The sequence below is a fragment of the Ancylobacter sp. G4_0304 genome, from assembly GCF_047501495.1.
Lineage (GTDB): Bacteria > Pseudomonadota > Alphaproteobacteria > Rhizobiales > Xanthobacteraceae > Ancylobacter.
On the sequence record NZ_JAZDRM010000020.1, the window covers coordinates 12,473 to 26,721 of the forward strand.

Consider the following 14,249-nt stretch of genomic DNA (forward strand, 5'->3'; position numbering starts at 1 on the left):
CTGGGACTGCGTTTCAGCCGGGCGAGAAGTTTCACGGCGTCTCCTCCCGGCAGCGGCAGAGCAGGCGGCGCCCGCGCCCTTCCGGGTCGCTCACCGCCTCCACCTCGAAGCGCCGCACGCCCAGCCGCAGCCGGTCGCCGGGCTGCACCGTGGCGGGCGCGCGCACCGTGATGTCGTGCGTCAGCGCCGCGACCGCGCGGTCGGCACTCAGCTCCGGCCGCGCCCGCGTCTCGATCGCGCCCCAGAGCGCATCGACCGCGATGAAGGCGCGGGTCACCCCGCCCTGCCCGTCCGGCGTCTCCACCGGCGTCTCGTGCACCAGCCGGTGCCGCAGGCTCCCGAGCGCGCTCACAGCCGCATCACCCGATAGGGCGCGACCAGCGCGCCGAGCCGCTGGGGAAAGGCGGCGGCGGGGCCGGTCACGTCGCGGTGCTCGTAGAAATGCGCCAGCACCACCCGCACCGCCTCGATCAGCGCCGAGGGCACATGGTCCGCGCCCGCGCCATGGCCCGCCACGATGTCGATGGCGATGCCCGCGAGCGGACGCCCCGGCGCCGGCACCATGTGCCGGTCGACCCGGATCAGCCCCGGCAGCCGCGCGGCGTCGCACAGGAACGCCTCCGCCGGCACCGCGATCTCCGTGCCGGCGGCGTCGATCACATGGGCGGCGCTCACCTCGCGAAGCGGGTTCACCGGCGCGGTGATCAGCCCGCAGGCCGGCCAGGCATCGCGGACGATCCGCCAGCTCTGGTCGATCAGCACGCGCCGCGTCAGCGCCTCCACGGTGGCGCGGGCGGAGGTGATCAGCGCACCGATCAGCGCGTCCTCGGCGTCGTGGTCGACGCGCAGAAAGGTCTTGGCCTGCGCGAGCGTCAGCGGCTCGACCGCGGGCCCGGCAAGAAGCAGGGCGGACATGGGGGCTCCTGTTGTGTCGTGGTGAACATGCCGGCGCGGCCGCGGTTGACGGCACCGGCGCGGGCGGCGAGAACGGCGCTCAGCTCCACGCCGGAACCGCCCATGCTCCGCCTCGACCGCTTCCTCTCCCGCCCTCTGCCCCGCCGCCTTGCCCGGCCGCTTTCCGCCGCGCTCGCGCTCGGCGTCCTGCTCGCTCCGGGTCTGGCTCCGCCGGCGCAGGCCATTGTCGGGGGCGCGCCCGCGTCGCGTGACCTGGCGGCGCAGACCGCGATGATCGTCTCGACACGCGGCGCCTCCTGCACCGGCGTCGTTGTCGTGCCGAGCGTGGTGCTCACCGCGGCGCATTGCGTGCAGCCGGCGGCGGATTACGCGGTGGTGGTGTTCGAGGCCGGCACGCCCCGGCTGATCCCGATCACCCGCATCGCGCTGCATCCGCGCTTCGATCCGAATTCGTTCGAGACCCGGCGCCCGACGCCGGACCTCGCCTTGGTCAAGCTGGCCTCGCGGCTCCCCACCTCATTCCGCCCGGCCAGCCTGTCGGCGGAGGTGGCGCTGCCGGCGCGGCGCACCGGCTTCACGCTCGCCGGCTTCGGCGTCGCGCGCGATGGCGACGGCGCCTCGGCCGGCACCCTGCGCACCGTCGATCTGCCAAGCATCGGCACCACGGGCGGCATCATGATCCGCCTGTCCGACGGCGCGGCGAAAGGCGGCTGCACCGGCGACAGCGGCGGCCCGGTGTTTCTCGACGGCACGGTGGCCGGCATCATCGGCTGGTCGACGGCAGCGGGCGGTGCGCGCGGCTGTGGCGGCGTCACCGGCGCGACGCTGGTCGGCCCGCAGCGCGCCTGGATCGACGCGACCGCGCGGTCGATGGGGAACTGAGCGGTCCCGGCTTATCCTGCATCAAGGACGACACGGCGCCCGCGCCTATCCTGACAACAGGGAGGTCGGCCATGCCCCATGCGACGCCGCGTTTTGCGCCTTACCCGCTCGGGCGCGTCTACCAGCTCATCGAGCCCGGCCCGGTGGTGTTGCTTGCCACCTCCCGCGCCGGCACGCCCAATGTCATGACCATGTCCTGGCACATGATGGTGGAGTTCACCCCGCCGCTCATCGCCTGCATCGTCAGCCCCGGTGACCATTCCTTCGCCGCGCTGAAGGCAACGCGCGACTGCGTCATCGCCATCCCGCCGGTGGAGCTTGCCGACACCGTGGTCGGCATCGGCAATTGCTCCGGCGCGCACGTCGACAAGTTCGCCCGCTTCGGCCTCACGGCGCTGCCGGCCGAAAAGGTCGCCGCGCCGCTGATCGGCGAGTGCTTCGCCAATCTGGAATGTCGGGTGGTCGATACCCGCCTGGTGAACCGCTACAGCCTGTTCGTGCTGGAGGTGGTCGCGGCGTGGATCGACCCGAAGCGCGAGGCGCCCCGCACCATCCACCATGCCGGCTATGGCCGGTTCAGGGTGGATGGCGAGGAGATCCTCATCGACTCCCGCATGCCCTGAGCGGGCGAAGGCTCACGCCGCGAACTTCAGCAGCTTGATCGCGTCGAAGTCCTGCACGCCGCCGCCCACGCGCTTGGTGGTGTAGAACAGCACATAGGGCTTGGCCGAATAGGGGTCGCGCAGCACCCGCACCCCGGCGCGGTCGACCACCAGATAGCCGCGGCGGAAGTCGCCGAAGGCGATTGACAGGCTGTTATTGCCGATCGAGGGCATGTCCTCGGCCTCGTGGACCGGGAAGCCCAAGAGACTCGGCTGCGCGCCCGGCGCGGTCGGCGGCGCCCACAGATACTGGCCGTTCTCGTCCTTCAGCTTGCGCACCGCGCCTTGCGTGCGGCGGTTCATCACGAAGCTGCCGTTCTGGCGATAGCCGGCCTTCAGCGCATAAACGAGATCGACCAGCGGATCGGACGGGTTGGCGGCCGGGAAGTCGCCGGCCGCGCCGGTGGCGATGAAGCCCAGCTTGCCCCATTCCCAGGCGCTCTCGTCGACGCTGGTGTAGGAGAGGAAGCCCTTCGGCTTGTTCACGCCGTCGCCGGTCACGAAGGCGGTACCCTCCTGCGAGGCGAAGGCGGCCTCGACCTCGATCGCCAGCCACTCGTCGAGATTGACCGCCGCGTCGTCGAGCAGGGTCTGCGTCGCCGCCGGCATGGCGTAGAGCTCCATCGCCGGGAAGGCGAGCTCGGCCAGCACCGGGCTGGTGGTCTGCGGGCGGGCGGCGGTCTCGGCGACCCAGCCCACCGCCGGGCCGGAGGTCATGAACGGCTTCTTGTAGGTGCCGCCGGAAATCACGCGCACATCGGCGATGGCGCGGATCGGGGAGAGCGCCGTGAGGCGCTTGCCGATCTCGCGCTCGGTCTCGCTCGGCACGACATAGCCGCCATCCGCGCCGACACCGGCCGACATCGCCTTGGCCTCGATGCGCTTGAGCCCCGAGGCCTCGCCGAGCCGGACATAGGCATCGAACGCCGCCTTGTGCTCGCGGGCGGCGAGGTCCGCCACCATGTCGGCGCGCCCGCCGAGACCCGGCCGGCGCGACTTGAGCACCAGCTCGTCGATCAGCGCCTTCTGGCTGTCGAGCGCGGCATTGATGCGCTCCACCTTGTCGAGCGTCACCGCATCGACGCCGCGACGTTCCAGCTCGCCGAGCCGCTGGTCGTTGGCGTCCTTGAACGCCTCGAAGGCGCCCATGAATTCCTCGAAGGCCGCCGAGACTTCCGGGCCGGCGGACTTCACTTCGGGAGCGGGAGTACGAAGGGTCATGTGGCTCATATCCTTGTTCGGAAAGAAGAAACAAACATGCCGTCATCGCCGGGCTTGACCCGGGGATCGGTCCTACATCGCAGTCGCAGGCTTCACACGCCTCACGCCGGCAGCGGCGAAAGCCCCGGCAGCGCCCGCAGCCGCCGCGCGCCCCGCCGGATCGCGGCGGCGAGCGAGCCGCCGGCGCGCTTGACCCCGGCGATCCGCGCATCGGGCTGCTTGGGAAAGGTCACCACCGAGATTTCCCATAGGTCGATCCGGGCGAGCCGCCGCACCTTCGAGCGCGGATCGGTGCGCCCTTCCACGGCGCGGAAGCCGATGGAGAGCCCGTCGAGCGCGCCCGAGCGCATCAGCGCCAGCACCTCGCGGGCGCGGGCGACATCCAGCGTCAGCCGGCCGCGCACGAACAGGCCGCGCCCATCCTCGGCAATCTCGGTCCAGGTGCCGATCGGCTCGGCCGGGTCATGCTGGAACAGCATGCGCACCCCTTGCGTCCCGCGTTCGGCGAGCGAGCGGGCGAAGGCCCCGGGCAGGATCATGTCGCGCCCGAGATCGACCCGGCCGAACAGCGCGGCATAGCCCTCGAAGCTGCCGTCCGGCTGGATCGCGGCGAGCGCCCCGGCCGAGGCTTTGGTCTCCAGCGAGGGCGCGAAGCGGCGGGAAACACCGAGGCTCATGCGCCCTCTCCCTGTCCGCCCGGCTTGCGGGTGGCTGCCGCGCGCTCCAGCTTGCCGAGCGTGCGGGCGAACTGGCGGAACACCTGCGGCACGTCGCCCGCGCGGGTGGGCGCCGGCAGCTTCGGCGCGAGCCGGTGGAACTTGCCGGGCAGAAACGCCCGGATTCGGGGTGTGCCGGTCATGGATCGTCTCCGAACTGGCTGTTGAAGCGCGCGATCTCGCGCACGAAATCGTCGAAGCGGCGCACCGCCGCGCCGAGCTCACGAAAGGCGGCCCAGGCAAAGCCGGAGGCGCCGAGCGCCCACATCAGCAGCGCGAGATGGCCCAGATCGCCCCGCGCGGCGAAAGCCTCGATGAGGGTCTGCATGCGCGCGCCTTTCCTGATGCGATCGGTATGGGCACTGCCGAGACGCCCCGGGTGGGACCATGGCAATCACTGCGCCCCGGAGGGAGCCGAGAAAGCCCCGTTCATTGCGCGCCGCCTTGGCGCGCATGGCGCCGACGAGCACGGGGATGTCCCTAAGCGCACTTTGCTCCCCTCCTGTCGGGGAGAGGGCCGGGGTGAGGGGCCGATACCGGACAGCCCTGCACGGAACCCGCCCCACTCAAGCCTCATCCCGCCAGCAGCGCCGGGATTGTCCGAAGCCGGCGCGGCCATCCGGCCCGCGATCCCCGATCACCGCGTGCCCGGTATGAGCCGCTGAACATGGCAACCCGCCCACCCCTTCGGCACGAGGTGTATGCCGCCGCGGGTGTCTCCCTACATCCGCAAGTGGGTGTCCCGACCGCTCCCCGCCGGTGAGAGAGCCGAGGCCGGGCAGCCCCGCACGGAACCCGCCTCACTCAAACTTCATCCCGCCCGTAGCGCCGGGAGGGTCAACGACGGGGCGCGGCCATCCGGCCCGCGACCTCGATTCACCGCGACGCGGCGCGGGGACGCGCATCCGGGGATGACGGCGCCTTGGCTCCCGCCTTCACCCCACCCCGTATCCCACCGCCTGCCGCTTCTCCTCATCGGTGAGGAAACCAGCCTCCGAGACCCGTCGCCACAGCGCCTCGCGCTCGGTGGAGAGCGCCTCCACGGCGTCGAGGTCCGGCTCCAGCGTCAGCGGCCCGGTGCCATAGGCCGGCGCCAGCCAGCCGGCGAGCGCGGCGCCGATCCGGCGCGCCATGGGCAGCACGGTCTGGCGCCAGAACACCCGGTTGGCCTCGGCGTAATTGGCGTAGGTCGCGTCGCCCGGAATGCCGAGCAGCATGGGCGGCACGCCGAAGGCCAGCGCGATCTCGCGCGCCGCGGCGTTGCGCGCCTCCAGAAAGTCCATGTCCTTGGGCGAGAGCGAGAGCGGGCGCCAGTCGAGCCCGCCTTCCAGCAGCAGTGGACGTCCGGCATTGCCGGTGCCGGAGAAATTGCTCTCCAGTTCCTCCTTCAGCCGCTCGAACTGCTCGTCCGAGAGATTGCCCGCCCCGCCATAGACCAGCGCGCCGGAAGGCCGCGCGGCATTGTCGAGCAGCGCCTTGTTCCAGGCGCCGGCGGCGTTGTGGATGTCGAGCGCGATCTGCGCCGCCTCCAGCGGAGGCGCCCCGTAATGGTCGTCCAGCGGGTTGAACAGCGCGATGTGCAGGATCGGCGGAACCGCGCCAGCTCCCGCGACCTCCTGCTGGAAACGCACGCTCTGCCCGCCGGCCGTGTAGTCATAGGCCGCCGCCCAGCCATCGGCGCCGGGCACCACGCGCATGCGGTCGGGCCGCAGCACATGGAGTTCGCGCACCCGCCCCTCCAGGCTCACCGCCTCGACATAGCCATTGCCGGAGAGCAGCAGATGCGCGCTCAGCGCCTCCATCAGCACCGGCCCGCTCATCTGCGGGTTGGGCCGGGCCAGCAGCGCGGCGAGCGGGTGGCTGTCCGGCTCGCGGCCCGCCTCCATCAGCGTGAACACCACCTGCCCCGCGCTCTCGGCGATCATCCGCACGCAGCGATGGGCGATGGCGTTGCGCTGATAACCCTCGCGGGCCAGCGCCCCATAATCGCGCGGCGTCCAGCACGCACGATGCCCGGACAGCAGCGCCACCAGCCCCCCGGTCCGCGAGGCCTTGACCTCGGCCGGGGCCTGCGGGCGGGAGCGAAACGGCAGGCGAAGCGGCATGAGGAAGCTCCAGAAAATGAAAAAGCCCGGCGCGAGCCGGGCTTGATGGGAAGGGTCGGGTAGGTGGAGAGGGGTCAGGCGGCTTCGCGCCAGATAGAAGCCGGTCGAAATCAATGATCTTGGTCGTCGGAGGAGATGCCCCCTGCCTGCTGATAAGCTCCGTGAAGCTGCTTGGCGAGCATTGCGGAGAGCAGTTCTTCCATCTTCGACACGTCGATCCGGCCGTCGCGGAATGCCGCGTCGGCGGCGTCCAGCGCGTCGAAATAGGGTTGTCGATTCTTGGTGATCTGGTCGGGAATGGTCGGCAGTCCCGGCAGCACGGCGCCAAGGCGGATGCAGAGCACCACATAGGAGGTGATGCGCGAAGTGCGTCCGTTGCCATCGGCGAACGGATGAATCCAGTTCAGGCGCCACATCACATAAGAAGCAAGGTGGATCGCCGTCCGATCCCAATGATCATTCACATAATCGCAGAGCTCTTCGATCAGTTCCGGCACCACATGCGAGCCAGGCGGCTCGTGTTTGCTACCTTCGATCGCTACTCCGGCCGGCCGGAAATTGCCTGCATAGCTGCTGATGCCAGCCAGCGCTTCTCGCTGCAATCCGAGGAGATGAGAAACGCGTAACTTGAAGGCGCCACCCCTGTCCAATGCGGCTTGGATCATCGCCAACCCGGCATCATACTGGCGGAGGCCGTTACGGGCCTCCGCTTCCGCTTTCTTGACAGGATCGGTGATCAGTTCGGCTTCATCGGCGCGGCTATGGCGCTGAGCCGGCGTCTCACTGTCCGTCACGCACCTGCCTCGCCAATTTTTCGGCCTGCTCATTCACCATGTCGCGCGTGATGCGATCATTCTCGAACGAGGTATTTCCATAAGCAAAGCTGCGACGCTGCTGTTCGCGATGCTCCGCAGTGGGCTCCACGCGCTTGGCCGCCTCGATCAGCTTCTTCAAATCATTGGTCATTTCGGCCTCCCGCACGATGCAGCCTTGAGAAATGCCCGAACTGAACCATTCCAGATTCGGCATCTTCAATTCGCAAGCTTGGTATATGGGCCCTTTCCCGAAAGTTGCCAATTTGGCAAATAAGCCACATCCCCCCTCACACCCGCCTCACCCGCGGCGCCGTTTCCTTCGGGCCCAGCGCCAGCGCGGTGATCGCCCAGACCAGCGCGTCCATGCGGTCCGGGGAGCGGCCAGAGGAGAGGCCGCCGGTTCCAAAGTCGCACATCTCGTCCTCCAGCGCGGGAAACGCCCCGGCGTGGCGCACGCGGCCGCGTTCGTAGAGCGCGGCCACCGGCTCGGCGCGCAGCCATTTGCCGCGCGTCGCCCGCACCTCGCTCACCGGCACGCCGTCGTCGAGCGTGGCGAGGATGGTACGCACCATCTCCCCGCCCTGGTTCACCTCCACCACCACGCGGTCGGCGGCGAGCCGGTGATGCAGCGCCACCACCCGCGCCCCCCACTGGCTCGGCGTCAGCCCGTGCGCGCTCTCGTCGGCCAGCACATGCACCATGCCCTCGCCGTCGAGCCCGGCGGCGACGATGCCGCAGGCATCCGCCCCCTTGCGCGAGGAGGCGGGCGGGTCCACCGCGACCACGATGCGCGTGAGCGGCGGTGCCTCGTCCTCCCGCGCCTCCTCGATCGCCGCGCGGCGCCACAGCGCGTCCGGCCGGTCCTCGACCAGGTCGCCGTCGAGCTCCTGCCGCCCGAGCCGCGTGCCGGCATAGCGGCCCACCACGCCCTCCAGAAAGGTCGGCGCGAGGTGGACGGCGTTCTCCACCGTGGCCATCCGCGTCACGGCGCAGCGCGGGTCAGCGAGCAGGCGGCGGATGAGGGCGGTCGGGCGCGGCGTGGTGGTCACCATCTGGCGGGGATGGGTCCCGAGCCGCAGCCCGAATTGCAGCATGTCGAAGGCGGCCTCGGCATAGCGCCATTTCGCCAGCTCGTCGCACCAGGCGGCGTCGAATTGCGGGCCGCGCAGGCTTTCCGGGTCGTCGGCGGAAAAGCCCTGCGCGATCGCCCCATTGGGCCAGACCAGCCGGCGGCGCGTCGGCTCCCATTGCGGGCGCTCCTGGCGCGGGTGCACGGCGAGCAGGCCGGAGACCCCCTCCACCATCACCTCGCGCAGGTCGGAGAGGCTCTCCGCCACCAGCGCGATGCGCCCCGCCGCCGGGCCCTGCGCGCCGGTCGCCAGCGCGCGCACCCATTCGGCGCCCGCCCGCGTCTTGCCGGCGCCGCGCCCGCCCAGCATCAGCCAGATGGTCCAGTCGCCGCCGCCCTGCGCCTTGTCCGGGGCCATCTGCGCCGGGCGGCCGAGCAGCGGCCAGCAGTGCAGCAGCCACTGCGCCAGCTCCGGTGAGAGCGCGTCGAGCGCGGCGTCAAGCCGTCCGGTCCGCCAGCACGCGTTCAAGAGTTGCCGCAAGCTCGCGTCGGTAGGCTCCTGCGTCACGCGGCATCTCCTCGTCGTCGATCTCGTTGTCCTCGCCGCGCTCCAGCGCCGCGAGTTCGCGCAGCGAGCGCACCAGCACCGCCAGCGTACGCGCCGCGCGCTCGGTGTCGGCGGCGACCCCGCCCTCGACCTCCAGCCCGGCGCGGGCGACGAGGCGCTCGACGGCGGCGATCTCCGCCTCGATCCGCGCCACCAGCCGGGCGATCAGCGTCCGGCGCGGCAGCGGGTTGGCGGGAATGCCGCCCGGATGGCGGGCCCACCCCCATTTACGCGCCCGGCGAAACAGTGAGCGCGGCGAGATACCGAGCTGCGCCGCCACGTCCTTCAGCGGCACGCGCGTGTCCTCGTAGAGCCGCCGCGCCGTCTCGGTCGGGGTTGCGGCGGAATCGGAACCTGAGGATGCCATCGACACTCTCCCCGAAATGAAAAAGGCCGGCGCCCGATCCTGAAGCGATCGGTGCCGGCCTCGAAAAGCCTCGTCCCCGTCCGGCAGCCCGCCGGCCCCGGACGCATTTGTGGAGCATGGCCAAAAGCTACCCCGGCAGCGTTACGCTGTCAATGACTTTATTCCTATCGTGAGCAAATTTCCTTACAGCGGTTGGGAGGCCTTCCTGCCGGTACAATTGCAGGTCGGGTCAGCGATCCTTCCCATAGCGCGGTGCGATGGTTCCCGGCATGCCCCTCCCACTCTTGAAGGCGGCCGCCCGGCGCGGGAGATCCACACGGCACGCCCACCTCGCCCCGCAGCAGCCTCGGCGACCGCGAGTTCGGGTAGTGTCAGCCAGGCTCAAGCTCCCGCGCCACCAGCGCCGCCGCCTGCGCGACGATACGCCGGCAGTCCTGCGCGGAGGGCCGTTCCGACGCAAAAAGCGCGCGATGCAGCAGGTCCTGCACCGCCATGTCGTGGAACATCCGGGCGAGGTCCGCCCCGTGGGCCTCGTCAATGCCGGGGTGCCGCGCGCGGATGAACGCCGCCATCCGCCCCTGCGTCAGCCCCGGCCCGCTGCGATACCAGAGCGCGCCGAGCTGCGGAAACCTCCCGGTCTCCCCGATCACGAGGCGAAACAGCGCGAGATGGCGCGGCGTCAGCAGGAGATCGAGCAGCGCCTCGCCAAGCCGCGCCAGCCCGGCTTCCAGCTCCAGCCCGTCGAGCTCCACCTCATGGAACGGCGCGAGGATCTGCCCGCAGGCGTGCTCGATGGCGGCAAGGAACAGCCCCTCCTTGCCGCCGAAGAAAGCGTAGATATTGGTCTTGGAGCCCCCGGCCTGACGCACGATCGCGTCGAGGCTCACCCGGTCATAGCCACGGGTGACGAAAAGGCAGGCCGCCGTGGCGCGCAGCCGGTCGCAGGTGGCATGGCCGCGGCCGGTGCGACGAGCGAGAGCCCGCCGCCCGGCCGTCGCCGGGGAGACATCCGACGCGGGGAGGTTCGGCTCACCCGCGTCGCTATGGTCGTCGGCAGCCGTGTCAGGCCCCCTGCTTGAAATAGCCGACCAGTTCGATCTCCTTCAGCAGCGCGTCGACGCCGCCAAGCAGGAAGTCGCGGGTCTTCTCGTCGGTGAACACGCCGTCCTTCACCTTGTCGGCGACGCCCGGCACGGCGAGGTGCGGATAGGTCACCACCCGCGCACCCGTGGCCGAGAGCGTCTCGCGAAGCTGCGCCTGCGCGCGGATGCCGCCGGTGGAACCGGGGGAGGAGGTGAGCACCAGGGTCGGCTTGCCGATCAGCGCGCCCTTGGCATAGGGGCGCGAGCCCCAGTCGATGGCATTCTTCATCGCGCCGGAGGTGCCGTAATTATATTCCGGCGAGGCGACGATGATGCCGTCCGCGGCAGCGATCGCGGCGCGCAGGGCCACGGCCCCGGCCGGCGGCGTCGCGTTGTCCTCGTCCTGATTGTAGAACGGCACGTCGTTGAGCCGGAAAACCGTGAGGTCGGCCTTGTCGGCCAGCGCGTGTTTGAGCGCCTCCAGTAGCGCCGTCGAGAACGAGGCGGCGCGCAGGCTGCCGGAGATGCCGAGAATCTTGGGACGGGTGGACATGGGTCTGAACTCTCCTGCCGAGCATGGCCGCGCATGGGCCAGATGATACCCTTCAGTATCATCCCGCTCCGGCATCGGAAACGGCTTCGACGGCATTCCAGCCCGTGCATTTTCGCAATGGCACGCCGAAAAGCGCCGACGGCGGCGCCGATCAGGCCGGCTTCTTGGGCGGCAGCGGCACCGGCGGCGCGGCGGGCGCGTCGCGGGAGGCGGAAGCCGGCTCCGGCTCGGTGGCGCGGGCGGGAACCTCTGATCCGGCCGCGGCAGGACGCGCGCCCTGCCAGGCTGGGCTCAGGTCGTGCGCGTTCAGCGTGTCGGCGGCGGAAGATCCGGCCGCGCGCTCGGCCACCCGTCGCTTCTGCTCGGCGATCTGCTCGGTGATATAGCCGAGCACAAGTTGGGCTCCGGCTTGAGCCCGCTCGCCAAGCATGTCGATGATCTGGGAACCGATGGCGCAGGCCTGCGGCTGGCGGGTGCAGAATCCCCCGGCATCCGCGACAGCGGAGGACGCCGCCCCCAGCGCCTCCAAAGCTCCAACCTTGGGCTGCTCCCCGACCTTGGGCTGTTGTGCCGGGGTCGACGCCGCGTGTTCGCCCTCCACGCTCCGCCCGCTGCCCGAGTTGCCGGAAAGCCCCGGCAGCAGCAGGAACACGAGGGTCAGCCAGAATGCCACGCGCAACAGAAAGAACATGACAGGTCTCGCGAAGGTCGACGGTCGTCTGCCGCGGGACGCCCCTTGCGCCGCGGCCCGGAATGCCAGCCAGAACATAATAAACGCAAGGCGTTGCTCATCCGATGCCGGGATCGTTCGAATTCGCGCGATCGCGGAAAGCCGATGTTAAGCACGATGCCGGTTTTAGGGTTCGCTTAAGGCCCCTGTGGCACAGTCGTTTCATCGAGCGCCCAACGGCGCGCCAATCATTTTCAGGCTGCTTCATGCCCCGTTCCTATGCGAGCGATCTGCTGGCGAACGATATCGGCCTCGAAGGCGGACGCCTCGCCGATTATGTCCCGCGCAGCGAGCGACGCCGGTCCGACCTGCTGATGGTCTTCCTCGCCGCCGCCGCCTCGGCCGCCGTGCTGTTCAACGCGCTGGCGCTGCAAAATGGCCGTCGCGACGACATCACCTCGCTGTTCTCGCTGGTCTCCGCCCCCAAGCCGGCTCCGGTGCCCCGGAGCGCGCCGGCCGAGCTTCGCGCAGCCGAGCCCGCTCCGCCCGCATCCGCCCCGGCCGCGTCCGCCCCGGAGGCAACGCCGCCCGCTCCCGCGCCCATCGTGCTCGCACCCAGCATTCCGCTGCCCCCGGTGAAGCCCGCGGCCCCGCCGCCGAAGCCGCCCGCCCCGGTGCAGACCCAGCCCGTCCAAGCCCCGGTGCAGGCTCCCGTACCGCTCTACGGCACGCCGGCTCCGTCCGCCGCGACGCAGAACCCCGCGGCCTTCCGTCCGCCGGCGGAAATCGGAGCGTCGGCACGGGTCATGGAAATCCAGAAGGCCCTCGCCAGCATCGGCTACGGCCCGGTTCCCATCGATGGGCGCACGGGAACGGCTACCGAGCAGGCGATCCAGCGCTTTGAGCGCGACCGCCGCCTCCCCGTGACCGGAAACATCAGCGACAAGCTGATCCGCGAGCTCAATGCCGTCGGCGGCTTCTCGATCCGATAGGTCCGCACCATGCGCCTCAAGAGCGCCTTCTGGGTCGCCGCCCTGGTCCGCCGCGCCAATGGCGCGGGCGCGTTCGCGGCGGTGCGCCGTCATGGTTCCGACGAGGCCGGCGCGATCTTCGTGAAGGTGGCGACGCTCGACGGCAATGCCGCGCTCTATGCCCCGGCCTTGCCCTCGCTCGACGCGCGGGAGGACACGGGCGACCGCCTCTTCGAGCAGCGTCTGCCGCCCGGCACGCCCGAGCCCGAGGTGGAGGAGCGGATGCGCCGCGAGTTCGGCTATGATGCCGACCTGTGGTTCGTCGAGATCGAGGACCGCGAGGGCCGGCACTTCCTGGAAATCGCCAAAGACTGAAACGCTTGAACCGGAGCGCGGCTCAGGAGCGCAGCTTCTCCGCCTTCTCCGTTGCCGGTGCGGTGCTGGCGGCTGCCGGCCGGGCGATGGCGAAGTCGCGCATCGAGGGCGCATCCTCACCCTGCCGCGCCGGAGCACGTTTCGCCCCGCTGCGCCACGACGCCACCAGATACTGCGCGCTGGCATTGGGCAACCCGTCGAACATGTCGGCGAGCCGCGCCATGTCGGCGGCCGAGCGCCCGGTCACCGGGTGCAGCCGGAACAGCACGCGCGAGAGAATGGCGAAGGAGAGCCCGAGCGCCCGCGCCGCGACCGCCAGCGCCTGCCCGCTCTCGTCGGCAACGATGCGCGCGGCATTCTCGGCGCTCACGCCCAGCGCCTGCTCCAGCAGCGCGGCCACCGCCGCCGCATCGTCGCAGCGGGCGGCCTCCAGCAGGGCATCGGTGAAGTCCGGCCCCGGCGCACCGACGCGCTCGGCCAGCGGCAGCGGCGCCAGCGTCACGAGGCGCTGCACGATCAGCGCCCGGTCTTCCGGGCTCGCGGAAAGATAGTCGGCCCGTCCCATCGCCGGACGCGGCACGGCAGGTGCCGGCGCCTCGATGACGGCGGCCGGCGAGACTTCGGTCGCCAAGGCCGAGACTGGCTCCGAAGCGACCGGCTCGGGAACGACCGGCGCGGAAACGGCCAACTCGGGAACAGCCGGCTCCGGCACGATCGGCACCGCGATGTCCGCCACCTCCGAGACATCGCCCACGGCAACCGCCTCGCCGAGCATTAGCGAGGCCAGCATCTTGGCGAGGCCGGGCGACACGTCGCGCCGTACCGAAAGCGCGGCCAGATGGTCCTTGGTCGCCGCGCTGGCGATGGTCAGCAGCGTGTCCTCCTCCAGCACCGGCGACAGGCGCAGGATCGGCCCGGCCAGCGCCAGCGGTCCCTTGGCGAGGTGCAGCGCCAGTTCGCGCGGCAGGTCTGCCCGCTCGGCGAGACTGCGCACCACAGGAGCGGCGACGGACGGCCCCACGGCATCGATCAGCCGGATCGCCAGCGTCGCGAAGCGCTCCTGCTCGGTCGCATCATGGGTCGGCGCGGCGAGGTAGAGCCGGCCGAGCATGCGCAGCAGTTCGGGGCGCGTGTCCTGGTTCAGGCGGCGCGCATCATCGATCAGGACTTTGAGGCCGGAGCCGAAGGTGGCAGGCATTGCGTGGACGGGTCTTCCGGTAAATCGACACCGCGCGCCCA

Annotated in this window: 19 protein-coding genes; 4 read left to right on the forward strand and 15 right to left on the reverse strand. The window is 70.6% G+C overall.

The genetic code is table 11. From position 1 onward, the window contains the following. Positions 1-31: 31 nt before the first annotated feature. Both VRZ77_RS12730 and VRZ77_RS12735 read right to left on the reverse strand, forming a co-directional pair. The gene (locus VRZ77_RS12730; RefSeq protein WP_414593031.1) at positions 32-352 is read right to left on the reverse strand and encodes a phage head closure protein; all 321 of its coding nucleotides are present in this window, start codon (positions 350-352) and stop codon (positions 32-34) included. Continuing rightward, entirely contained in the window at positions 349-915 is a 567-nt protein-coding gene (locus VRZ77_RS12735; RefSeq protein WP_414593032.1) for a head-tail connector protein, read from the reverse strand. Before VRZ77_RS12735 ends, VRZ77_RS12730 begins: the two co-directional genes overlap by 4 nt. A gap of 102 nt (positions 916-1,017) precedes the next feature. Between VRZ77_RS12735 and VRZ77_RS12740 the strand changes: the two genes are divergently transcribed. Both VRZ77_RS12740 and VRZ77_RS12745 read left to right on the forward strand, forming a co-directional pair. Then, positions 1,018-1,797: a S1 family peptidase gene (locus tag VRZ77_RS12740; protein WP_414593033.1), complete on the forward strand. Its 780-nt coding sequence runs from the start codon at positions 1,018-1,020 to the stop codon at positions 1,795-1,797. A gap of 71 nt (positions 1,798-1,868) precedes the next feature. Beyond that, positions 1,869-2,420, forward strand: a complete 552-nt coding sequence (locus tag VRZ77_RS12745) for a flavin reductase family protein (protein ID WP_414593034.1) — start codon at positions 1,869-1,871, stop codon at positions 2,418-2,420. Between the two features lie 12 nt (positions 2,421-2,432). Here the strand turns inward: VRZ77_RS12745 and VRZ77_RS12750 are convergent, their stop codons facing one another. From VRZ77_RS12750 to VRZ77_RS12805, 12 genes are all read right to left on the reverse strand, one after another. Next, the gene (locus VRZ77_RS12750; protein ID WP_414593035.1) at positions 2,433-3,689 is read right to left on the reverse strand and encodes a phage major capsid protein; all 1,257 of its coding nucleotides are present in this window, start codon (positions 3,687-3,689) and stop codon (positions 2,433-2,435) included. A 92-nt stretch (positions 3,690-3,781) separates the two neighbouring features. Continuing rightward, positions 3,782-4,357, reverse strand: coding sequence for an HK97 family phage prohead protease (locus VRZ77_RS12755; RefSeq protein ID WP_414593036.1), 576 nt, complete (start codon positions 4,355-4,357; stop codon positions 3,782-3,784). Further along, positions 4,354-4,539: a hypothetical protein gene (locus VRZ77_RS12760; protein WP_414593037.1), complete on the reverse strand. Its 186-nt coding sequence runs from the start codon at positions 4,537-4,539 to the stop codon at positions 4,354-4,356. The genes VRZ77_RS12755 and VRZ77_RS12760 overlap by 4 nt, the downstream gene beginning before the upstream one ends. After that, on the reverse strand, positions 4,536-4,724 hold the full coding sequence (locus VRZ77_RS12765) for a hypothetical protein (protein ID WP_241620090.1): 189 nt from the start codon (positions 4,722-4,724) through the stop codon (positions 4,536-4,538). The genes VRZ77_RS12760 and VRZ77_RS12765 overlap by 4 nt, the downstream gene beginning before the upstream one ends. 607 nt (positions 4,725-5,331) lie before the next feature. Beyond that, the gene (locus tag VRZ77_RS12770; RefSeq protein WP_414593038.1) at positions 5,332-6,501 is read right to left on the reverse strand and encodes a phage portal protein; all 1,170 of its coding nucleotides are present in this window, start codon (positions 6,499-6,501) and stop codon (positions 5,332-5,334) included. 110 nt (positions 6,502-6,611) lie between these two features. Beyond that, positions 6,612-7,295, reverse strand: coding sequence for a Fic family protein (locus VRZ77_RS12775; RefSeq protein WP_414593039.1), 684 nt, complete (start codon positions 7,293-7,295; stop codon positions 6,612-6,614). Continuing rightward, on the reverse strand, positions 7,282-7,530 hold the full coding sequence (locus VRZ77_RS12780) for a hypothetical protein (RefSeq protein ID WP_414593040.1): 249 nt from the start codon (positions 7,528-7,530) through the stop codon (positions 7,282-7,284). Before VRZ77_RS12780 ends, VRZ77_RS12775 begins: the two co-directional genes overlap by 14 nt. A 73-nt stretch (positions 7,531-7,603) precedes the next feature. Further along, the gene (locus tag VRZ77_RS12785; protein WP_414593109.1) at positions 7,604-8,914 is read right to left on the reverse strand and encodes a DNA-packaging protein; all 1,311 of its coding nucleotides are present in this window, start codon (positions 8,912-8,914) and stop codon (positions 7,604-7,606) included. Then, a complete protein-coding gene (locus VRZ77_RS12790) occupies positions 8,883-9,359 on the reverse strand; it encodes a hypothetical protein (protein ID WP_414593041.1) in 477 nt (158 codons plus the stop codon). The genes VRZ77_RS12785 and VRZ77_RS12790 overlap by 32 nt, the downstream gene beginning before the upstream one ends. A 371-nt stretch (positions 9,360-9,730) precedes the next feature. Continuing rightward, positions 9,731-10,441, reverse strand: coding sequence for a TetR/AcrR family transcriptional regulator (locus VRZ77_RS12795; protein WP_414593110.1), 711 nt, complete (start codon positions 10,439-10,441; stop codon positions 9,731-9,733). Next, positions 10,422-10,994, reverse strand: coding sequence for an NADPH-dependent FMN reductase (locus VRZ77_RS12800; protein ID WP_414593042.1), 573 nt, complete (start codon positions 10,992-10,994; stop codon positions 10,422-10,424). The genes VRZ77_RS12795 and VRZ77_RS12800 overlap by 20 nt, the downstream gene beginning before the upstream one ends. 151 nt (positions 10,995-11,145) lie before the next feature. Then, positions 11,146-11,685 (reverse strand): DUF5330 domain-containing protein, encoded by a 540-nt coding sequence (locus tag VRZ77_RS12805; RefSeq protein ID WP_414593043.1) that lies wholly within the window; start codon positions 11,683-11,685, stop codon positions 11,146-11,148. Positions 11,686-11,930: 245 nt separating this feature from the next. On the opposite strand from VRZ77_RS12805, the gene VRZ77_RS12810 reads away from it, so the two are divergent. Together VRZ77_RS12810 and VRZ77_RS12815 are read left to right on the forward strand one after the other, a co-directional pair. Next, entirely contained in the window at positions 11,931-12,656 is a 726-nt protein-coding gene (locus VRZ77_RS12810) for a peptidoglycan-binding domain-containing protein (protein ID WP_414593044.1), read from the forward strand. A 9-nt stretch (positions 12,657-12,665) separates the two neighbouring features. Then, on the forward strand, positions 12,666-13,010 hold the full coding sequence (locus VRZ77_RS12815; protein ID WP_414593045.1) for a DUF1491 family protein: 345 nt from the start codon (positions 12,666-12,668) through the stop codon (positions 13,008-13,010). Between the two features lie 22 nt (positions 13,011-13,032). Here the strand turns inward: VRZ77_RS12815 and VRZ77_RS12820 are convergent, their stop codons facing one another. Next, entirely contained in the window at positions 13,033-14,208 is a 1,176-nt protein-coding gene (locus VRZ77_RS12820; RefSeq protein WP_414593046.1) for a DUF2336 domain-containing protein, read from the reverse strand. Positions 14,209-14,249 lie beyond the last annotated feature (41 nt).